At 39.3% G+C, this 23,470-nt stretch carries 16 protein-coding genes; 14 read left to right on the plus strand and 2 right to left on the minus strand.

Annotated features, from left to right (window positions below):
• The first annotated feature begins 41 nt into the window (after positions 1-41).
• The 11 genes from araB (at position 42) to KI375_RS05580 (ending at position 14,801) form a co-directional block, all read left to right on the plus strand.
• Entirely contained in the window at positions 42-1,709 is a 1,668-nt protein-coding gene (gene araB / locus KI375_RS05530; protein ID WP_212972533.1) for a ribulokinase, read from the plus strand.
• A gap of 63 nt (positions 1,710-1,772) precedes the next feature.
• Positions 1,773-2,468: an L-ribulose-5-phosphate 4-epimerase gene (araD, locus tag KI375_RS05535; protein ID WP_212972534.1), complete on the plus strand. Its 696-nt coding sequence runs from the start codon at positions 1,773-1,775 to the stop codon at positions 2,466-2,468.
• 297 nt (positions 2,469-2,765) lie between these two features.
• Positions 2,766-4,250: an L-arabinose isomerase gene (gene araA, locus KI375_RS05540; RefSeq protein ID WP_212972535.1), complete on the plus strand. Its 1,485-nt coding sequence runs from the start codon at positions 2,766-2,768 to the stop codon at positions 4,248-4,250.
• Between the two features lie 177 nt (positions 4,251-4,427).
• Positions 4,428-5,912: an alpha-N-arabinofuranosidase gene (locus KI375_RS05545; protein ID WP_212972536.1), complete on the plus strand. Its 1,485-nt coding sequence runs from the start codon at positions 4,428-4,430 to the stop codon at positions 5,910-5,912.
• Positions 5,913-5,921: 9 nt separating this feature from the next.
• The gene (locus KI375_RS05550) at positions 5,922-6,188 is read left to right on the plus strand and encodes a hypothetical protein (RefSeq protein ID WP_212972537.1); all 267 of its coding nucleotides are present in this window, start codon (positions 5,922-5,924) and stop codon (positions 6,186-6,188) included.
• 172 nt (positions 6,189-6,360) lie between these two features.
• Positions 6,361-7,866 carry an arabinosylfuranosidase ArfA gene (gene arfA, locus KI375_RS05555; RefSeq protein WP_212972538.1) on the plus strand — a complete coding sequence of 502 codons (1,506 nt, stop codon included), beginning with the start codon at positions 6,361-6,363 and terminating at the stop codon, positions 7,864-7,866.
• Positions 7,867-7,957: 91 nt separating this feature from the next.
• Complete coding sequence (locus tag KI375_RS05560) at positions 7,958-9,124, plus strand: sn-glycerol-1-phosphate dehydrogenase (protein ID WP_244852316.1); 1,167 nt, start codon at positions 7,958-7,960, stop codon at positions 9,122-9,124.
• Positions 9,125-9,297: 173 nt separating this feature from the next.
• On the plus strand, positions 9,298-10,242 hold the full coding sequence (locus KI375_RS05565) for a glycoside hydrolase family 43 protein (RefSeq protein ID WP_212972539.1): 945 nt from the start codon (positions 9,298-9,300) through the stop codon (positions 10,240-10,242).
• A 149-nt stretch (positions 10,243-10,391) separates the two neighbouring features.
• Entirely contained in the window at positions 10,392-11,687 is a 1,296-nt protein-coding gene (locus KI375_RS05570; protein ID WP_212972540.1) for an ABC transporter substrate-binding protein, read from the plus strand.
• A gap of 289 nt (positions 11,688-11,976) precedes the next feature.
• On the plus strand, positions 11,977-13,272 hold the full coding sequence (locus tag KI375_RS05575) for an ABC transporter substrate-binding protein (RefSeq protein WP_212972541.1): 1,296 nt from the start codon (positions 11,977-11,979) through the stop codon (positions 13,270-13,272).
• Between the two features lie 173 nt (positions 13,273-13,445).
• Positions 13,446-14,801: an ABC transporter substrate-binding protein gene (locus KI375_RS05580; RefSeq protein ID WP_212972542.1), complete on the plus strand. Its 1,356-nt coding sequence runs from the start codon at positions 13,446-13,448 to the stop codon at positions 14,799-14,801.
• Positions 14,802-14,894: 93 nt separating this feature from the next.
• Here the strand turns inward: KI375_RS05580 and KI375_RS05585 are convergent, their stop codons facing one another.
• Together KI375_RS05585 and KI375_RS05590 are read right to left on the minus strand one after the other, a co-directional pair.
• Positions 14,895-15,179 carry a hypothetical protein gene (locus KI375_RS05585; RefSeq protein WP_212972543.1) on the minus strand — a complete coding sequence of 95 codons (285 nt, stop codon included), beginning with the start codon at positions 15,177-15,179 and terminating at the stop codon, positions 14,895-14,897.
• Between the two features lie 56 nt (positions 15,180-15,235).
• Positions 15,236-16,963 carry a heparinase II/III family protein gene (locus tag KI375_RS05590; protein WP_212972544.1) on the minus strand — a complete coding sequence of 576 codons (1,728 nt, stop codon included), beginning with the start codon at positions 16,961-16,963 and terminating at the stop codon, positions 15,236-15,238.
• Between the two features lie 409 nt (positions 16,964-17,372).
• On the opposite strand from KI375_RS05590, the gene KI375_RS05595 reads away from it, so the two are divergent.
• From KI375_RS05595 to KI375_RS05605, 3 genes are all read left to right on the plus strand, one after another.
• Positions 17,373-18,662 carry an ABC transporter substrate-binding protein gene (locus tag KI375_RS05595; RefSeq protein WP_212972545.1) on the plus strand — a complete coding sequence of 430 codons (1,290 nt, stop codon included), beginning with the start codon at positions 17,373-17,375 and terminating at the stop codon, positions 18,660-18,662.
• A 126-nt stretch (positions 18,663-18,788) separates the two neighbouring features.
• Positions 18,789-19,781: a glycoside hydrolase family 43 protein gene (locus tag KI375_RS05600; protein WP_212972546.1), complete on the plus strand. Its 993-nt coding sequence runs from the start codon at positions 18,789-18,791 to the stop codon at positions 19,779-19,781.
• A 92-nt stretch (positions 19,782-19,873) separates the two neighbouring features.
• A complete protein-coding gene (locus KI375_RS05605; RefSeq protein ID WP_244852375.1) occupies positions 19,874-22,840 on the plus strand; it encodes a glycoside hydrolase family 43 protein in 2,967 nt (988 codons plus the stop codon).
• Positions 22,841-23,470: the final 630 nt, after the last annotated feature.

Raw genomic sequence — 23,470 nt, forward strand, 5'->3', positions numbered from 1 at the left:
CATTTGAAAAAACATAATATCTAATAGTAAGGGTGAGGAGATTGGCAAAATATTCGATTGGTGTAGATTATGGAACCCAATCTGGTCGGGCGGTTCTAGTTGAAATTGGCTCTGGTCGCGAGATTGCAACTTCTGTTAAGGAATATACCCATGGTGTCATGGATGAATTTTTACCAGGGAATAAGATAAAGCTCGAAGACGATTGGGCATTGCAGCACCCGCAGGATTATTTGGAAGTGTTGCAAGTGACGATCCCGTCTGTGTTAACAAAAGCAAATGTTGCAGCAGAGGACGTGATCGGAATTGGAATTGATTTTACGGCTTGTACGGTCCTGCCTGTTAAAGGGGATGGCACACCTCTTTGTATGTTAGAGAAATATAAAGAACATCCACATAGCTATGTAAAATTGTGGAAGCATCATGCAGCACAAGAGGAAGCAAATCGTTTAAATGAGATTGCTGCGGAACGTGGAGAGGATTTTCTAAAGCGATATGGTGGGAAAATCTCTTCAGAATGGGTCTTTCCAAAGGTTTGGCAGATTTTAAATGAGGCACCTGAAATTTATGAGGAGGCAGACCAAATTGTCGAGGCAACCGATTGGGTCATTTCTCAGTTAACTGGTGAAATCAAACGGAATAGTTGTACAGCGGGATATAAAGCGATTTGGCATAAGCAAAAAGGGTATCCTTCAAAGGAATTCTTTAAAGCATTAGATCCGCGTTTAGAAAATGTGGTTGAAGAGAAGTTATCGAATGATATTTATTCTATTGGGTCCAAGGCTGGAGAAATCACAGCTGAAGCGGCTGCGTTAACAGGACTAAAACAAGGAACTGCTGTTGCAATAGCGAATGTCGATGCCCATGTTTCCATTCCGGCTGTGGGGATTACAGAACCAGGTAAACTATTGATGATTATGGGAACAAGCACATGTCATATTTTACTAGGGGAAGAAGAAGAGATTGTCCCTGGTATGTGTGGAGTAGTTGAAGACGGTGTATTACCTGGATTAATGGGATATGAAGCAGGACAATCCTGTGTTGGAGACCACTTTGAATGGTTTACTGAAAATTGTGTCCCAGAAGCTTATGAAAAAGAGGCGAAAGAAAAGGGAGTCAATATCCATCAATTATTAACAGAGAAAGCTAGTAAACTACGACCTGGTGAAAGCGGTCTTCTCGCGTTAGATTGGTGGAATGGAAATCGCTCCACCCTTGTAGATGTGGACTTAACAGGCGTATTGCTAGGGGCAACACTTTTAACAAAACCAGAGGAGATTTATCGTGCCCTGATTGAAGCAACTGCTTATGGAACACGGACGATTGTGGAAGCTTTCCGTAACAGTGATGTGCCGGTAAACGAAATCTATGCATGTGGCGGGATTGCAGAGAAAAATACGCTAATGATGCAAATTTATGCTGATGTATTGAACTCAGAAATCAAAATTTCTGCCTCTTCTCAAACTCCTGCATTAGGTTCAGCGATGTTTGGCGCAGTTGCCGCTGGAAAAGACCGTGGCGGGTATGATGATATTACTGATGCTGCTATAGAAATGGGAGGCGTGAAAGAGACAACATTTAAACCAAATTCCGAGAATGTAAATGTTTATGAACAACTTTACTCAGAATATGAAACTTTATATAACTATTTTGGTCGTGGTGAAAATGATGTGATGAAGCGACTGAAAAATATTAAAAAGCAGAGTCTTTAAATGGATGTGCAAAAAACCTGATGTAAATCACATAGAGATAGAGGATGGATTGGAGGAGAAAGCATGCTTGCAGAATTAAAGCAAAAAGTATTAGAAGCCAACTTACAATTACCTGAATATGGCCTTGTGACATTTACATGGGGAAATGTTAGTGGGATAGATCGTGAAAAAGGTCTTGTCGTTATAAAACCGAGTGGAGTTGCTTATTCTGAATTAAAGGCTGATGATTTGGTTGTTTTGGATTTAGAAGGAAATATCGTGGAAGGGGATTTACGCCCTTCTTCTGATACACCTACTCATCTAGCACTCTATAAAGCTTTTAAAGAAATCGGTGGAGTTGTTCATACTCATTCTCCATGGGCGACAAGTTGGGCACAAGCGAAAAGGTCGATCCCTGCTCTGGGTACAACGCATGCAGATTATTATTATGGAGAAATTCCAGTGACTCGCCCTTTATCACAACAAGAGATTGAACAAGCGTATGAGCTTGAAACAGGAAATGTCATTATTGAAACGTTCAAAAACTTACAATTAGATCCCATAGCGATGCCAGGTGTATTGGTCGGCGGCCATGCCCCTTTTAATTGGGGAAAAGATGCCCATGAAGCCGTTCATAACGCTGTGGTGTTGGAAAAAGTAGCCAAAATGGCCTTGCACTCATTCCAACTCACTCCAAATGTCGAGCCACTAGACCAATACTTATTAGATAAGCACTACTTACGCAAACATGGCCCAAATGCTTACTACGGGCAAAAATAAAGTGAAACTTCATCCCCCACTGATTAGTAAGGATCAAAGGCTAAATTCGCAATACCCTGTTGGCAGACTCAAACGCGACGTCCTGTCGATTCGTCTTGCACTAGTACATCTTATACGTTGCAACCCCTTTGTGACCTGCGTCCAGCAGGCCTGAACCAATCGGGGATTTACTGGCAGTTGTTCCCCACTTACAATTCTTGTTTTTACCTCGAATTCTTGAAGTGGGGGTCTTATTGCCAATTAATTCGAGATAAATAAATGCGATCATGTCGAATATTAACAGGAGAGTGAATGTTTATGTTAAAGGTAAAAGACTATGAGTTTTGGTTTGTTACAGGTAGTCAAAATCTATATGGTGAGGATGTTATAAAGCAGGTGGAGGAACATTCTCGAAAAATGGTTGCAGGTCTTGATCAGGATCCAGCGGTCACGTATAAATTAGTATTTAAATCGGTTGTCAAGGAAGCAGATTCCATTCGTAGAAAGTTTCTTGAGGCCAATGCAGATGAGAACTGTGCGGGAATTATTACTTGGATGCACACCTTTTCACCAGCAAAAATGTGGATTGCAGGCTTGAATGTACTGAAAAAACCACTGCTACATCTACATACACAGTTTAATCGGGATATCCCCTGGGACAGTATTGATATGGATTTCATGAACCTAAATCAGTCCGCACATGGCGATCGTGAATTTGGCTTTATCGGCAGTCGCATGAATATTAAACGAAAAGTTGTTGTCGGACATTGGGAAAATCAAGAAGTACGTGTGAGAATCGGAAGCTGGATGCGCACGGCAGTGGCAGTTTCCGAGAGTCACACATTGAAGGTGGCCCGTTTTGGTGACAATATGCGTAATGTTGCAGTGACTGAAGGAGATAAAGTCGAAGCGCAAATCAAACTGGGCTGGACCGTTGATGCATATGGTGTTGGTGATTTAGTTGAAAAAATTGAAGCTGTATCTGAACAAGATATTGATCAGCTTATGGATGAATATGCAGAACAGTATTCAATTGTTCCAGAAGGGCTTCAAGACGGAGCGGTTCGAGATTCCATTCGTTATCAAGCTAAATTGGAAGTAGCTTTAAAGAGCTTTTTGGAAGAGGGCGGTTATACAGCTTTCTCTAATACGTTTGAAGATTTACATGGAATGCATCAGCTTCCGGGACTTGCCACTCAACGCTTGATGGAGCAAGGGTACGGTTATGGTGGCGAAGGGGACTGGAAAACCGCAGCTCTTGTTCGCCTTATGAAAATTATAGCAGATGGTAAAGATACATCCTTTATGGAAGATTACACATATCATTTTGAACCTGGCAATGAAATGGTTCTTGGATCACATATGCTTGAAGTTTGTCCAACGATTGCTGAAGCGAAACCAATGATTGAAGTTCATCCACTAGGAATTGGCGGGAAGGAAGATCCAGCAAGACTGGTCTTTAATGGGCATGAAGGGGCTGCCTTAAATGCTTCCATTATTGATCTTGGTCATCGTTTCCGGTTAGTCATTAATGAAGTAGATGCTGTAAAAATTGAAAAAGATATGCCGAAGCTGCCTGTCGCTCGCGTGCTTTGGAAGCTCCAGCCTTCCATGTCACAAGGAGCTGAAAATTGGATTATGGCTGGCGGTGCCCATCATTCTTGCTACTCATATCAGGTGACAAGTGAGCAATTAAAGGATTTTGCTGATTTGCTAGGAATCGAATCAGTCCTTATTAATAACGACACGAATACTCATGCCTTTGAAAATGAATTGCGCTTAAATGAAATTTTTTATAAGTGAAAATTACAGGAATCAGTCTTTTAAACAACCAAACTTGCTTCTTATTAAGGATTGATGACGTCACAGGACGTGATGTCATCAATCTCGTGCCTAATATGCTAGTTGTTTGTTAGGGATTTTGGCTAGATTGGCTCCATTCTATTATTATAAAAAAGCAGGAAAAGGGAGAGCTGTAATTTGAATAACAAAATTGTCATTAACACTGATGTAGAAAAAGCAAAGATTAATAAAAATATATATGGTCATTTTGCAGAGCACTTAGGTCGTGGAATCTATGAAGGAATTTGGGTAGGAGAGGATTCTTCTATACCAAATACCAATGGGATTAGAAATGATGTGCTTGAAGCATTGAAAAATATTCAAATTCCTGTATTGCGTTGGCCTGGAGGCTGTTTTGCAGATGAATATCATTGGAAAGATGGAATTGGCCCGCGAGAAAATAGAAAAAGAATGGTCAATACGCACTGGGGTGGTGTGATTGAGAATAACCATTTTGGCACACATGAGTTTATGATGCTTTGTGATATGCTTGGAGCAGAGCCTTATATTTGTGGAAATGTTGGAAGCGGTACCGTTCAGGAAATGTCCGAATGGGTTGAATATATGACCTTTGATGGAGAGTCTCCAATGGCTGATTGGCGAAAAGAAAATGGCCAGCCCGAGCCATGGAAATTGAAATATTTTGGGGTTGGGAATGAAAACTGGGGCTGTGGTGGAAATATGCGTCCTGAATATTACGCAGATCTCTATCGCCGTTATCAGACTTATGTGCGGAATTATGGAGACAACAGGCTTTACAAGATCGCTGGTGGAGCCAATGTGGACGATTATCGCTGGACAGAAGTGTTGATGAAAAATGCCCATTGGATGATGGATGGATTAAGCCTTCATTATTATACAGTTCCTGGTGAATGGCATCATAAAGGGTCTGCAACAGACTTTCCAGAGGATCAGTGGTTTATTACATTAAAAAAAGCCCACCATATGGATACTTTAATATCAAGACATAGCGCTATTATGGATCAATATGATCCACAGAAAAGAGTCGGTATGATCATTGATGAATGGGGAACATGGTTTGATCCTGAGCCTGGGACAAATCCGGGTTTCCTTTATCAACAGAATTCAATTCGTGATGCACTTGTGGCAGGCCTACATTTTAATATCTTCCATGAACATGCAGAACGTGTCCAAATGACCAATATCGCGCAAACAGTTAATGTGCTGCAGGCGATGATTTTAACAGAAGGAGAGAAGATGCTTCTTACGCCAACCTATCATGTGTTTGATATGTTTAAAGTGCATCATGATGCCTCCTTGCTACAAGTGGATGGTCAAATTAATCAATATCAATTTGGGGATGAATCTTTACCACAGGTGAGTATTTCTGCTTCAAAGGATAAGGATGGGAAAGTTCATATCAGTCTATGTAACTTAGATCACCAGAACGGGGCAAATCTTAATCTAGACTTGCGTGGCCTTGACTTATCCGCTAGCAAGCTGAGTGGGAAAATTCTTACTGCAGATGAGATAGATGCACATAACACTTTTGACCAGCCAGAACAAGTGAAACCAGTTGAATGGACAGATGTGAGGATTGATGGTCAAGCCATTACCGCTAAACTACCAGCTATGTCTGTGGCCGTTTTAACATTGGAATAGGAGAAGACGATGGTGAAATTACTGTGTAAGGGCTGCACGGAAAGTGTAATCGTTTCAAATGAACTTGTGGAGGATCTGCTTCTGGATGCCGAAAAGAAAGGCATAAAAATGGTCTCTCCAAAAAGCTATCAAGAAAGATTGCGGCATTGTCAAACATGCCCCGCCCTTCAATACGGAACAACCTGTAAATATAGTGGAGGTCTTGTTCAATATAAAGCAAAAATATTAAGTGGAACATGCCCATGCCCTGCAGGATCTAAATGGATTGGAGCATAAATTTTTCAGGCGTGTCACACGCCTGAAAAATCAACTCTATCCGAGAGTAAATCAACTCTATCCGAGAGTAAATCAACTCTATCCGAGAGTAAATCAACTCTATCCGAGAGTAAATCAACTCTATCCGAGAGTAAATCAACTCTATCCGAGAGTAAAGAGAGGGAGAGAAGCGATGAGTAGCAAGAAAGCAAAGATGATTGTGGAGAAGGATTTTAAAGTATCAGAAGTGGATAAGCGTATTTACGGATCTTTTGTTGAGCATTTGGGACGTGCAGTTTATGGCGGTATTTATGAGCCGGGGCATCCAGCAGCCAATGAGCAAGGCTTTCGGCAGGATGTCATTGAGCTGGTTAAGGAATTAGATGTACCACTTGTTCGTTACCCTGGGGGGAATTTTGTTTCAGGTTACAATTGGGAAGATGGTGTAGGTCCGAAAAAAGATCGTCCCCATCGACTAGAACTAGCCTGGAGAACAATCGAAACAAATGAACTTGGGACAAATGAATTTGTGGACTGGGCTAAGCTTGTCAATGCTGATGTCAACATGGCGGTAAACCTTGGTACTAGAGGACCTGATGCAGCAAGGAATCTTGTTGAGTATTGCAATCACCCATCAGGAACATATTATAGTGATTTGCGCCGCTCTCATGGTTATCAGGATCCCCATAATATTAAAACATGGTGTTTGGGAAATGAGATGGATGGTCCATGGCAAATGGGCCAGAAAACAGCAGTAGAATATGGCCGTATTGCTAATGAAGCTGGAAAAGTGATGAAGCTTGTGGATCCATCCATTGAACTTGTGGCATGTGGGAGTTCCAGTCGAACAATGCCAACTTTTGCAGATTGGGAAGCGACTGTGCTTGATCTATCTTATGATCAAGTCGATTTCATCTCCCTTCACCAATACTATGGAAATCACGATAATGATGTTGCCAACTATTTAGCGAAAACGTTAGAAATGGAAGATTTTATCCAGTCCGTCATTTCAATTGCCGATTATATAAAAGCGAAAAAACGTAGTAAAAAGACCATCAATTTATCTTTTGATGAATGGAATGTTTGGTATCATTCCAATGCAGCTGATCAAAAAATTGAACCATGGTCGATTGCACCATCTCAATTGGAGGATATTTATAATTTTGAAGATGCTTTATTAGTTGGTTCCATGCTGATTACACTATTAAAACATGCAGACCGTGTGAAGATTGCCTGTATGGCCCAGCTAGTCAATGTTATTGCGCCTATTATGACAGAAAATGGCGGATCAGCTTGGAAACAAACGATCTTTTATCCTTATATGCATGCATCTAAATACGGAAGAGGAATAGTTTTAAATCCAATCGTTTCAAGTCCAAAATATGATAGTAAGGATTTTACAGATGTTCCGGTACTAGACACAACGGCTGTTTATAACGAGGAAGAAGAGGAATTAACGATCTTTGCTGTGAACCGTGATCTTGAAGAACGTCTACAGCTTGATTGCGATATTCGTAACTTTACAGGCTATAAGATTGTTGAGCATATTGTGCTTGAAAATGATGATTTGAAACAGGTTAATACTGCGATAAAACAAGCAGTTGTCCCACATACTAACGGAGATGCAATTCTCGATAATGGTCATATTTCTGCGACATTGCCAAAATTGTCTTGGAACGTTATACGTTTGAAAAAATAAAAACAATAAGGGTTAGGGGCCGCCCCCTAATTCTTAGAAGATGTTGTTTCCATGAAAGAGAAAATCTAATTTTTATGTAAGGATGACTGCAATGAAGACAGAAAAAGTAATTGAACTCGTTAATCATGCGGATGAAAATTGTTCCTGTACCCACGCACACTCCCCTATTACAATCGAGAAAATGACTGTGGATTCAGATGCTTATGATCAATTTTCTATGTTTGTAACCGATAAAGGATATAAAAATGTATTGATGATTGCGGATGAAAATACTTTTACAGCAGCAGGGGAGAAAGTAGTCACATACTTGGAAAAATTAGAGCTTACCTATAGAATCTGTTTGATCGAACCAAATGAAATCGGCGATGTGGTCGCAGATGAACAAGCACTTGTCCAAGCTTTACTAGCAATTGAAGCTGAGATTGATTGTTTGTTAGCTGTTGGGTCTGGCACGATCCATGATATTACGAGGTTTTGCGGAGCGAAGACGGGTAAACCATTTATTTCGCTGCCAACAGCGGCTTCTGTCGACGGTTTTACTTCACTTGGCGCTCCCCTCATTATTAAAGGGGTGAAGAAGACCTTTCCAACTGCCTCGCCCATCGCCTTATTCGCTGATATTGAGGTATTAGTGGCAGCTCCAAAAAAGATGACTGCCGCCGGGGTTGGCGATATGATGGCGAAATTTACATCTTTAGCAGATTGGAAATTTGGTCATCTAATGCGAGGGGAACCATATTGTTCACTTGCAGCAGAAATAACGAAAACGGCTTTGGACGATTGCCTAATCGCAGTAGATACAATTGCTAGGGGGGAAGAAGAGGGACTGAAAATTTTAATGAATGCCCTTATTCAATCTGGATTAGCAATGTTAATGTTTGGGCAGTCTCATCCTGCCTCTGGTGGAGAACACCATCTATCCCATTACTGGGAAATGGAATTCCTTCAGAAGAAAAGACAACAGGTTTTGCATGGAGCAAAGGTTGGTGTCAGTACCATTTTATTGTCTTCTCTTTATCCAAAATGGTACCAAGAGGGAGAGTTGCTCTCTAACGAATTTGACCAGAAGGTTGAAGTTGAAGAAATTATTGAATCCCTTCCTGATGCTACATATCTAACGAAGCTAATGGAACAATTGGGTGGGCCTACCACTCCTGAGCAATTAGGGATTGAGGAAAACCTTATGAATAGAAGTTTAAAAGAAGCCTACTTATTAAGAAATCGTTTTACGATGTTGAAAAGCCATAATATTCGGTGAGAATAGATTATTATTTCGTTGGTGTATTTATTTTCGAATCAACGGATAACATGCCCCCACTTCAAAGAGAGACATAAATGGAAGTGGGGGTGAAAAACAGATACCTTTTCAAAGAAATTCTGAATATTCAACTTCAAATTAATTCTATAAAAATAAGAGAAAGGAAGAAATAAATGCAAGCTTATTTATTTGTGCATTTTCGGGAGAAGACTAGTCCAGATGGGGAGCAGGTGTATTTTGGAATTAGTAAAGATGGCTTCCAATGGGAAGAAGTGAATAAAGGTCGACCGCTCTTATGGGCGTACTATGGAGATAAAGGTGTACGGGATTTTACAATCACTCGCTGTAAGAGGAGCGGAAAATATTATATCTTTGCAACAGACTTAAGCCTTGCCTATGGTATGCGCAATCAGTATCACCAGTCTTGGAACGAAATCTCAAAAAAAGGAAGCAAATGCTTCTCTGTATGGGAATCAGAGGATTTAGTGAATTGGACAGAGCAACGTCTTGTAAAGATAGGAAATGAAGATTTTGGTTGTATGTGGGCGCCAGACATTATCTACGACCGAGAGCATGGTGACTATGTTCTCCACTGGTCGTCATCCCATAAAGAAAATAATTTTGGCTGGAAAGGCATATATTGCAGCCGTACGCAGAATTTTGAAGATTTTTCTGCCCCTCAGCTTCTGTACAGGAAAGAAGACAGTGGTGTGATTGATTCTGCAATTTATGAGGAAGATGGCAAGTATTATATGTTTTTAAAAAGTGAAGATAAGCCAGCAAGGATTGTACTTTTGAAGGCAGATCATGTTCATGGACCATATAGTCGAGTTGAAGAATTTGATCGAAGCATGGAAGTATTGGAGTCTGGACTTTATGAAGCGCCAACAGCAGTTCGTCTGGAAGATGGAAAATGGTGTCTATTTCTTGATTATTATGGCGTACCTGGAGCAGGGCAAGGCTATGTTCCTTTCATTGCTGATAGTCTAGCAGAAGGGAAGTTTGTACGCTCTGATCAGGCATTCAATTTTCCATATGGATTTAAACATGGAACGATTCTAACGATTACAATGGAAGATTATGAAAGAATTAAGAGTTATAAGTGGGAAGAACAATAAACTTAGAGGAAAGGAGTAATTCTACGGCTGAATTGAAACCGGTTTCCTTATATGTTTATTTGGAAACGGTTTCCGGTTGAAGGAGGTGAAAAAGGGCAAGATGCTTAATCAACACAAAGCTTTATTAAAATTTTAAAGGGGGAATTCATATGAAATTAATATTTGGCAATCGTATTTTTCTACTATTTAGTTTGCTACTGTGTTGTGTGTTAATTTTCTCTGGATGTACAGCAAAGGAGAAGGAAAAGGTATCAGCTAATGGTGAACCAGAACCAATTACCTTAAAGATCCATTTTGGAGAAGATGAGAATTTTATTAATTCCTATATTAAACCTGCGGAAGAGGAATTTCCGTATATTACATTTGAACATGTGGAAGGAAGCTATGAAGAATTAAATGCGGCTGGAAGTACTCCAGACATAGTGTTTCATTGGAATAAAGGCGGATTAGCAGATCAAGAAGAGTACGGATTAGCCTACGATATGACAGAGCTAATTGAACAATCTGGATTTGATATTTCTCGGTTTGATCCTAATCAGTTAGCAGAATGGCAAACGGCTTCACATGGAGAAACATGGGTTCTTCCGATCATGACGAGTCGTTGGGCGCTTATGTATAATAAGGACGTTTTTGATGCGTTTGGCGTTGAATACCCTAAAGATGGAATGAATTGGGAAGAAGTAATTGATTTAGCGGAAAAAGTGACTGGTGAAAGAAATGGTATGGAATATCAAGGACTATATATGCCAAAACATGAGGCACCTATTTTTTGGACTACAGGAAATTTCGTTGATCCAGAGTCAGATGAGCCGGTTTGGACAGAGGACGGAACAATTAGGGATTACTTTAACTCATATCAGCGAGCTTATTCTATTCCTGGCAACCCATATATTCCTGAACATTGGGAAGAAGGAGGATGGGTAGAGTTATTTGAACAAGGGAAATTAGCGATGGTGGCCCAGTTTTTCTCTCCTCCGAATCCAGAAGCAAACATAAATTGGGATATTGCAACCTATCCAGAACCTGAGAATGGTGTTGCGTCTAGAGGATGGGCTATGGGAATTAGTGCAACAAGTGAACACAAGGAAGAAGCGATGAAGGTGTTTGATTTTTGGTTTTCTGATGAACAGTTACTTAACAATACCTTCATATCTGGTCCTCTATATGTTCCATTTCCTCACCTATATGAAAATGGAGCTGCCTTAGATAAAGCGAACGAGAGGGAGGGCGAGATTTGGGAAAATCGTAATATGGAAGCACTATTTTCTCTTCCTACTGCGGATTCGCCAGAAAAGATTTCTGAGTATGATGAAGGCGCAATCGGGACGATTGATGAAGCGTTATACGAATTAGTCACTGAAGATCAAACTGATTTAAATACCCTTTTAAGACAAAAATATGACGAAGAAATCAACCGTATCAAGGATGAAAAAGGGAAAAAATAATACCATTAATGGGTGTTAAATATAGAGTTAATGTATTCCAATTGAAAAATCTTTGTCCCAGATAACATTCCTAGCGATTATGCCGGGAATTATGAAAGAAACAAGGGGCACGAGTGGGTAGAGCAATAAACATAGGTAAGAGGAGTAATTCTATGAATAAATTGGAACCGGTTTCTTTATGACTAATTTAATTCAGTAATGGAAGCGGTTTCGAGTCGAAGGAGGTGAAAAAAACAGGACGATTAATCAATACCAAGTTTTATCAAAATATCAAAGGGAGGTAGTTCATATGAAATCAATATTTAGCAATCGTATTTCTCTACTATTTAGTTTGTTGTTATGTTGTGTGTTAATTATTTCTGGATGTACAGCAAAGGAGAAGGAAAAGGTATCAGCTGATGGTGAACCAGAGCCAATTACCTTAAAGATCCATTTTGGAGAAGATGAGAATTTCATTAATTCATTTATTAAACCTGCAGAAGAAAAATTTCCGTATATTACATTTGAACATGTGGAAGGAAGCTATGAAGAATTAAATGCGGCGGGAAGCACTCCAGATATATTATTTCATTGGAATAAAGGGGGATATGCTGAAGCAGAGGAATATGGACTAGCTTATGATATGACAGAGCTGATTGAACAATCCGCATTTGATATTTCTCGGTTTGATCCTAATCATATAGCCGAATGGCAAGCGGCCGCAAATGGGGAGACCTGGGCTCTTCCAATTATGACAAGTCGTTTTGCACTTATGTATAATAAGGATATTTTTGACTTATTTGGTGTTGAATATCCTAAAGATGGAATGAATTGGGAAGAAGTGATTGATTTGGCGGAAAAAGTAACTGGTGAAAGAAATGGTACAGAGTATCAAGGGTTATATATGCCAAAACATGAAGCGCCCATTTTTTGGACTGCCAGAAATCTTGTTGATCCAGAGACGGACGAGCCGGTTTGGACGGAGAACGGGACGATTAGGGAATACTTTAACTCGTATCAGCGAGCTTATTCCATTCCCGGTAACCCGTATATTCCCGAGCATTGGGAAGAGGGAGGATGGGTAGAGTTATTTGAACAAGGGAAATTAGCGATGGTGGCCCAGTTTTTCGGTGCTCCAAATCCAGATGCAAATATAAATTGGGATATTGCAACTTATCCAGAGCCGGAGAATGGTGTTCCTTCCAGAGGATGGGCAATGGGGATCAGTGCAACAAGTGAACATAAGGAAGAGATAATGAAGGTATTTGACCTTTGGTATTCCGATGAACAGCTACTCAACAACACCTTTATAAGAGGACCTCTTTATGTCCCGTTTCTTCATCTATATGAGGATGGATCTGCCTTAGAAAAAGCGCTAGAGAGAGATGGAGAGATTTGGGAAAATCGCAATATGGATGCCCTATACTCTCTTCCTGTTGCGGATTCGCCAGAAGTGATCTCTGATTATGAAGAAGGCGCAATCGGGACGATCGATGGAGCGTTATACGAATTAGTCACTGAAGACCAAACTGATTTAAATACCCTTTTAAGGCAAAAATACGACGAAGAAATTAACCGTATCAAGGATGAAAAAGGGAAAAAATAATAGACAAATGACGAAGCGAAATCAATCGGCAATAAATCAAATATTTAGCCATTAGTGGAGGAGAGAATACAGGTGAGGCAGATATGTCCTGTATTCCCTCATCTATTGAATGAGATTTAGATTATATTGTTGAGCTGAAGGGATTTTACAAGCTTGAAGAGGGGGTATTGAGAGTGATTGTGGGAGAAAGGAAAAATCGATGGAGCTCCTTGATCTTTGTAGGGTTGATCATTGTTTGTAGTTTCGTATTATATGCATGCAGTAACACGAACGAAAAAGTTAGTAAAAATGACAATGTGAATGACTCAAATGAAGAAAATCCAGTGACCATTGACGAGCCTGTTACTCTATCGATTGGCTGGTATCAAGGGGATGAATATTGGAATGAGTTTGTTCAAGATTTAAAGGAAGAGTTTCCAAATATTACAATGGAACGAGTGGATGGGCAACCCCGGGATCAAGAAAATTTAGAAGAATGGATTCTGACGGACCAGATCCCTGATATTGTATCATTAACAACAAATGAATTTCGTTTATTTACAGAATTGGAATTGGCTTATGATTTGACCGATTTGATAGAGCAATCTGGTTATGAGCTGACTCGTTTTGTTGAGGGGAATATTGACCATATTCACATGTTTTCAATTAATAATGGCATTCAAGCCCTACCATTTCAATCTCCTAGAAACGTGATGTATTATAACAAGGATATATTTGATATGGTTGGAGTACCCTACCCTGAAGTAGGCATGACTTGGCCAGAAGCAATCGAATTAGCTAGAACATTAACATTTGAGCGTGATGGTGTTCAGTATAGAGGAATGGATATTGCTGATGCTTTTTTAGGACAATTTATGACGCTAGATACTCCTGTGTTAGATCCAGATACAAACGAATCACAAATCACTACAAATCCGATATGGAGATCAGCATTGGAATATGTGGCAGATATTTATGCGATTCCGGGAAATTTTACGGGGGAAGACCATTTTTATTGGTATTCGAATTGGGAGGCTTTTGTTCAAGATCAAGCCGTTGCGATGACACCACATCCCTTTAGTTCAGATGCCCTGAAGGAAGCTAATGAAGCTTTCCAAAATTGGGGGATTACGACAATTCCCGAATTTGAAGATCATCCAGGAGTTGCCGGGGGCGGAGCATGGACGTACGGTTTATCTAACACAAGTGAACATAAAGAGGCAGCTTTTGAAGTATTGAAGTTTTTGTTATCAGATGATCAGCTTGTAAAATATTACAGTATTTTCGGAGATGTTTCGAGATTCCCGCTAGATAGTCCAAGTTTAAGAGAAGATGTTGAACCAGATCCAATCTTTGAAAATGTGGATTATGATATTTTATTCGCTCAGGAATTTGCCGCCCCCATTGAAAGATCTGAATTTGAAAATGAGATTGACCGCAATAGTATCTTTGTTGATCTCATAAAATCGGATCTTGATGTAAACACCTATATGAGAGAAACAGAAGAAAAGATCTCGAGTATTGTCGCTGATTTAGAAGGGAAGAAGTAAAGTAGTTCGATAAAATATTCCAAGTTACAAGAAAAAAGTAACTCACCCTTACCAGTGATATGGAGAGTGAGGATGAGTTACTTTTTTAACCATTTATTTTAATATTGGAGGAATGATAATAAATATGATGATTGCAATAAGCGTAAGTCTAACTTTCTTTTCTTTTAATGATATCGGCAATAAAACCAACCCTATTACACCTGCAAACAATAAGTAAAGGCCGATGGCAAAGTACCCTCCCGTATTCCAGATAGGGATGCTCAAAATTGTACCAGTGTAACCTTGGAAATAATTATAATTCGTTAATACAGCATTCATGATTAATGCACTTATCAATAAAAATATAGATGAGCAAAAAATACTTTTATGTTTTATCACAGCGCACCTCCAGTTAGTGTATTCCAACACTACAATAAGTATAGCTAATGAAGTTTCTATTGTCTTGGTGAAAATTCCCATAATTTTTGTAGCCTAAATGAATAGCGCCGGATGTAAAACTTGGTTGTTTTCTTATTTTCAAGCTGTATCAAATAAACTTTTGTTTGTACGCCCTGATGGTTGGAAAAAATCTCTTCTATGATCTTCGGTGTATCGATACTTTGATCGAATTGCAAAATGAATGTATTGTCCTTTCCTTGCAAAACAATCTGATTGTCCAGTATCGATGGTTTAAAGAGACTGACAAAATTCTCCGTAATGATACCCTGTTCATCTGTATCAAATTGCATCCTATCTTCTAACAGAATATATTTCTGTTGCTCATCTATAATCCATTTGCGTTTGAAAAATTGCAATCCGTCCACATCAGGATATGTTTCGGCCATCTCAAGTGAGAACGTACTGGTATGTTCATCAATCATCTGAAAATGGCTTTCTCTCGCCTGAAAGTTCCCATCTTTTTGTTCTTTCCCCTGAATAATCGGTAAAGAATGTCCGAGAGCTCGATTTGGTAAAAATGTATAACGTTTTTCTCCAAAGTAATCTCTTGTATATTCTCCAGAGCCTAAATCTGTTAAAAATAAATCACAACCATCCCCAATGATAAAGTGTCCAACATCATTATGATTATGGCTTTCCTGATTGCTTCCCCCTTTAGCAGAAAAAACAAATTTTTTTTCTGAATTCCGAATGATCACCCATTGAGCATCTTTAAGGTAGTGTTTACAGGATACGACATTGGAATGGCTTGTTTCTTTTGTCCAGATTAGATTCCGGTACATTGGTGCCCAGCGGTAACAATGATCATCATACAGTGAGCTTGTTTCAGTCACTGGCGGGATGGCCACATCAAATGTTCTTTCACAGTAACAGAGCAAGCCACTTGGCAAAACCAAATGATTAGTAGAATCGGAATAAGGAATATATTGATCCCTAGAAATCATGGCATAAAATGGGAAGGCAGCAATGCTCTTTACTTTTGGATCATTTATATATCGATCGTCCTGATATAAATGGGTGTATTTTTCTGCAAAATAACAGTAATAGCCAAATCCGTAGGCCCAATACCCTACCCCTTCCGCACATACTCCATCTTCAGCAAAACTTCTTAAATAATAAGCAAAGGATGTTTCAAGCCGTTGCAAAATCTGTTTTTGTCTTGTAGAGTGCAGGGGCAAAGCAGACAAGGCTGTTAGGCCGATGCAACTGGCAATGACGGAACTCCAGTTATTTTCTAAACGCTCCCAATGCCAGTCTTGCTCTTCAAATGGAGTAAAGACTCGACATTCAATTTCTTCAGAAACTAATTGTTTAATAAAGTCGGAAAGTTGATCACCATTAACTTCGGTAATCTCCGCGAGAGTTTGCGCTGTTTCAGCAGCAAATAGATCTATTACAATTTTACCTTCACGACTAAAACTATGATTCACAATCGGAATATGTGCAGGAAGTGCCCATGAATATTCATTACAAATTTGAAAAATAACCTCTTCCAATAGTGGAAGACTCTCCTCACTTTTTCTAAGGAAAACATCTAAAGCTAATACACTTAATTGTTTTCTTCGAGCGAAATATTGCTGTTCAAAAGCCAAACGCTCACCAGTTTCGAGATACTCTTTGTATCCAAATAAATCAATTGGTTCCACCTTGTTTTCAACGCGATATTCTGCTGCTTCCTCTACTATTTCATTCGTTAATTTGGTGGCTATTGTATAACGGGTCATGTAAAATCCCTCTCTGAATCTATTTAATTATGAAGTCATTATTGCATGATGGTCTGAAGCTGTTTCTATAATCCTTGTATATTTAAATTTTTCTAATAATTATCGTTGACAAATGATAGCGATGGGTTGTAAGATTTTTATAAGTACCAATATTTAGCATACTTTAAATTGATACCGGTTTCAATAGAGACATAATGTTTGTTGTTAGATTTTTGAAACCAATTTCTAAGGGGGATGATAAAACAAAATTTTGTGGGAGCTACAAGAAGAAGGCTATAGATGAAGGTAAACCGCTTGCTTCTGACTGTTAGCTGATAGTTTAATCAAAAGGTCCTTTTTCTTTCACTTTTTGAAACCGGTGTCATTAAGTGGAGAAGCAGTATTATTGACTATTAATGGGGGAATCTTTATGAAATTAATTTTAAGACATCGCAACATACTATTTATTGGGATATTACTTTTCGGCATCGCTGTGTTGTCAGCTTGTACATCTAAAACGAAGACAGATTCAGCAAACAATGGTGAGCCTGACCCAATCACATTAAAGATTCATTTTGCTGAAGATGAAGCATTTATCGATGCGTTTATCAAGCCAGCGGAAGAAAAGTTTCCTTATATTACATTTGAACATGTAGAGGGAGATTTAGAAGAATTGATTGCTGCAAGGAAGGCTCCGGATATTTTGTGGTTCTGGGACCAAGGGTGGCTTGAGCATGCGAGTGAGCTTGAAATGACCTACGATATGCGGGAGATAATTGAAGAGACAGGATTTGATATTTCGCGGTTCAATCCTAATCAGTTAGCTGAATGGCAGGAGTTTTCTGGGGAAGAATTATGGGTTCTGCCCATGAGTTCCGATCGCTTTGCATTAATGTATAATAAGGATATTTTTGACCTGTTTGGTGTTGAGTATCCAGCAGATGGGATGACCTGGGAAGAGGTTGTGGACTTAGCAAGAAAGGTAACTGGTGAACGAAATGGAATGGAATATCAAGGTTTATATATGCCAAAGTCTGGGGCCCCTATTGCCTGGACAGCAGGTAATCTAGTTGATCCAGAAACGGATGAACCGATATGGACAAATAATGATACGGTTAGAAATTACTTCGAATTGTATAAGGAAGTTTACTCCATCCCAGGAAACCCGTATATTCCTGAGCATTGGGAAGAAGAGGGTTGGCCAGAATTATTTGCACAAGGAAAATTAGCCATGGCGGCACATTGGTTTATGCACCCAGGGGAAGAATCAAATGTAAGCTGGGATGTCGCAACCTATCCTGAGCCAGAAAATGGTGTTCCTGCCGGTGGATGGGCAATGGGGATTAGTTCTACAAGTGAATATAAAGAAGAAGTAATGAAGGTCTTTGACTTCTGGTATTCAGATGAGCAACTAATGAATAACACTTTTACAGGTGGTCCCCTCTCTGTTCCATATGCCCATCTTTATGACGATGGTACAGCAGTAGAAAGAGCCTTAGAATTATCTCCAGATTTATGGGAGGGCCGGAATATGGAAGCACTTTTCTCTCTTCCAGTAGCGGAACCGCTTGAGGAAAAATCTAAATATCAAAATGATGACATAGTTTATGATGCCTTATATGAATATATTGACGGTGATCAGATGGATTTAAATACTCTTATGAGAGAAAAGTATGAAGAGGAATTAGTTCGGATTGAAGAAGAAAAAGCAAAGAAATAATCGGTAGTCTGATGAATTCCTATAGAGCATGTTCAAAAGGTCCAATAAAAATGGCACTGCGAGATTTGCTATTTCACTTCAATAAGAGGTGTGAATTGACAAAAATAATTGGTAGGAGATGCTTACATGCCATATAACAATGCGTCTGATCCTTTTCATCCTAGGAAGGGACTTCGACTTCGCGATATTCCTGCACATGATCCGTATGTATTGGTGCATAAAAAAACAAATACTTACTATTTATATACAACGGGAATTCCAGAATTAACAGATTTAGATAGATATGGAGTGCTAGTTTATAAAAGTAAAGACTTACTGGATTGGGACGGCCCCTATGTCGTTTTTACAATTCCTAATGGCACATGGGCCCACCCACAGCATGGCACATGGGCACCAGAGGTTCATCAGTATAATGGGAAATATTATCTGTTTGTTACCCTGCATAATAGAGAGCAAATATTGGTGGAACCACCAGAGGTATGGAAAACTAATCATCTTCGGGGGACAAGCATTGCTGTAGCTGATTCACCAGAAGGCCCCTTTACATTACTTAAAACAGATGGACCAATAACACCTAGAAATTTTATGACATTAGATGGAACATTGTATGTGGATGAGGAGCAAAAGCCGTGGATGGTCTATTGCCATGAATGGATTCAGGTGGTGGATGGTACATTTGAGGCCATTCCTTTAAAGAATGATTTGTCCGCAGTAACTGGCCCGCCACAACATCTTTTCAAGGCATCCGATGCCCCATGGATCAATGCTGAACGGGTACCCAGTGTGCAACCTTCAGTATACGTTTCTGATGGATGCCAATTATACCGTACAAAAGGCAATCATCTTGTTATGCTTTGGTCAAGCTATAACAAAGAAGGATATGTCCAAACAATTGCCAGGTCGAAGTCTGGTCAGTTAAAGGGGCCTTGGGAACAACTTGAACCATTAGTAGATGATGACAGTGGACATGGAATGCTATTTAAAACTTTTGCGGGTACTTGGATGTTGATTATCCATCATCCATTTAGTACACCTGAATCACGTGCAAAGATTTACGAGATGGAAGAAACAGAAGATAGCTTTAAAGTAGTTAGACCGAGAACTGAATTGCATGGCTAATGAATTCAGCAAATTAAATGTTGGAACTTTATGAAGATAAGTATGGAAAATTCGATTGTTTCGATGATTATTACTTGGAGGTGTATATTTTGGTGACGAATAAAAAAATGTGTTTATTAGTAACGGCCATGATGTTGTTTTCCGGTTTGATCATGAATATGCCTATAACAGCAAAGGCAGCAGATAATGATTTAAGAAAGGTCGAGGATGTCCTATATTTTGTCAATGCAGGTGATCCAACACCAGAAAAGGTGGGGGAGGATGATCAATTAGGTATATATCAAAGCCAAACGGAACAGATGTATGGGACCGATGAAGGAACAGGGAAAAAGTGGGGATTAGTCACTGAAACGACCGCTACAAGTAACTTTGACGAGGGGAAGTCAGACAAGTATTCTTCCTTAAGATATTATAACGGTCCACAATCTCGTGATAAAGCGATTGAATACAAATTTGAACTTCCGGAAGGGAATTATGATCTTACACTTGGATTTAAAAATAAATGGAGTGGACGAAATGTCAATATTATCGCTGAAGGGGAAAATTTGTCCAATGGAGATTATGATATTGGAGAATACGGTGCAGAGAAAGAATTCAATTATCGTCAGCTATTAGTGAAAGACGGAGAATTGACTCTGAAAATTCAAGGCCCTGAAAGCGCCGAATTAACCAATCATAATGATCCATTAGTAAACTATATTTTTATTAAGGAGAGCGTACTCATTCCCCTTTCTGACCTAATAGCCAAAATAGTAGACGCTAGGGAAAAAGTGGAGGAGCCCAATCCATACACAAATTATAGTGTTCAACAACTTCAGGCTGCCATTGATCAGGGAGCTAAATTGCTGGATAGTATCACGAATGAAAGGCTGGATGTAGAATCAAGAGCTGTCCAAGAAGATATTTATACGACTATTCATGATGTAGACACTGCTATAGGGGGGCTAGAGTTGTATAAAGAAAATGAATCTTTTAAACCGGGGCAAACATGGAAGGATACGGATGGAAAACCTATCCAATCTCATGGCAGCGGGATTATGTATGACGAACAAATGGAAACCTATTACTGGTATGGAGAAGATAAGACGCATGGTTATTTACCTGCAAGGGGAGTTAGAGTCTATTCCTCTAAAGATCTATATAACTGGGAGGACGAGGGTCTCGCCTTAACAGCGATTGAGTCGATGGATCAATTTGCAGATGATCCACTTATTTCCAAACTTTATACGGGAAGAGACGACAAGGAAGCTATTTTGAATGATATTGGGACAGATCGGGTCATTGAAAGGCCGAAAGTAATTTACAATGAAAAAACGAAGAAATATGTGATGTGGATGCATATTGATGGTCCATCTGAAACTTCTGATGCAATGTATGCGAAGGCACATGCTGGCTATGCACTTAGTGATTCTCCTGCAGGTCCTTTTGTGTACCAAGAAAGTAATCGAATGGATAGGGCACCAGAAGATGCTGATTATAATGGACAGCCAGATCAGCCAGGAATGGCGCGGGATATGACATTGTTTAAGGATGACGATGGAACCGCTTATTTAATCTATTCAAGCGAAGAAAATATGACCATCTATATTTCCAAACTAAATGATAGTTACACAGATGTGGTTGGATGGCATAAAGAAGGCAAGGAAGAACGGGATTCGACCTATAAAGCAGTGCATGGAGAGGACTATATAAGGGTATTCCCAGGTGCTCAAAGAGAAGCTCCAGCTCTTTTTAAGTATCAAGAAAAATATTATATGATAACATCAGGTGCAACCGGATGGGACCCTAATCCGGCCAGATACACAGTAGCCGATGATATCTTTGGTGAGTGGAAGCCAATGCGGAATCCAGCAGTTGGTGAAAAGGCTTCAACAACTTTTGATTCGCAGAGTACCCATGTCATCCCTGTGGATCCTGAAAATGGTGAATTTATTTATATGGGGGATCGGTGGAAGAAAGAGGACCTAGCAAACTCCTCATATGTATGGCTCCCTATTGAATTTGGGCAAGAAGATGAGATGATCTTAAGGTGGTATGATGAATGGGATTTGTCTATTCTAGATAAAATGGGTCGAGTGACGATTAACAGCAAGTTACCTGAAAAAGTAACATTAGGTAAAACACCAGATTTACCCGATGTTATCAATGTGACAAATACTGAAGGGAAGCAAATGGATACATCGGTTATATGGGAAATAAATGATGAAGACTTTTCCCAGCCTGGAATGATGACAGTTGAAGGAAAACTACCAGAGCTGGCAGATAAGGTAGTCAGAATCGAGATCCTTGTGCTCCCTAATAATGTGGAATATTTTGTTCATGCTGGTGGTGCCGAAACCCGAGATTACAAGCTTTGGGCCTCTTATATGCCAGAAACGCTTTTGAATAAAGATAGGATTGATCAACAATATGATCCGGAAAACGGCCAAAACTGGGGATATGTTGGCGATCGGACGAGTCCCTCGGGAAGTGAAGATGGTGACTTATTCTCCGCACTGCGATATCTGACTCCTAATTCCGGTACAGATCTGACATATAAATTTAATCTGGATAATGGCGAGTATACTGTTTATCTCGGGTTGTACGATCCATGGTATAGTTCAACGCGAGGAAGTCGAAAAGTGGATATTTTATTCAACGAAGAAGTCCATACGAAGGATTATGTGTTCACTGATGCTTATGATGTGGCTGGAGGAGATGTGGAAATTGCGGATAACCTCTTGGATGTGACCATTCGCAAAACAAATACCCCTGATCCACAAATCAGTTGGATTATGATTGTTGGAGATGAACAGAAACAAGATGTGAATGTCTCAAAGATGTTAGAAACATTGATGGAATATAAAGCGGATTTACAAGATTCTGTTTACCATTCTCTACAAGTGCACCTAACTGCACTTCAACATTATGAACGTCAAGAAGAGGCTGAAAAAACCGTGAAGCATATGAATAGTTTTATAGAACTATTGGAACATCAGAAAGAAAAAGGGCTCGTTTCTGATGATATGTTTAAAGTGCTTAAACGAGATGCTCAGATATTGATTGCTCACTGGCAATAAACGACCTCCCCTGTTTCATACAGGGGGAGAACATAAATATTCTAGGAGCACGTTTACTTTTGGTATTGTTGAAAAATGTAAAAAAATGTAGTTTTTTTCATAAGGTGATTGACAAGTCAAATTATGAGATGTTATCCTTAAAAATGGAAACCGGTTCCCTTTTAGAACATTCGTAAATGCATTGAAAAGGAATAACCTTTATTTTTGTTCCATATTGACACCGGTTTCATTTTTAAGGTAAGCCTTTTATTGGGATAAGGAGACAAACATCAAAAGTCTTTTGAAATAAATCCAAAAGACTTTTGATTTTAAATACATTGAAACCCGTTTCAATGTATTGATACTTACATAAACAAGGACTTCCATCAGTTGAGTTTTCTTTATCCTATATTACACTCCTTGTTTCTCACCGAATTCCTGAAGTGAAGGTCTTACTGCCAAAATATTCACTTAGTTGGATAAGTGAATTATTTATTTCAATAAAATGCAACCGGTACCATTACTTTGAGGAGGTGAGAAATTAATGAGTGTGGAAAGAATGAAATTTTAAGAATATAAGTTTACCTTTCTAGTTGTCATATTTTAGATGAAAAATTTACTTAGATATATGAGAGGCAAATTATATACAAG

It is taken from the genome of Bacillus sp. J14TS2, assembly GCF_018333015.1.
Lineage (GTDB): Bacteria > Bacillota > Bacilli > Bacillales > Bacillaceae_C > Lederbergia.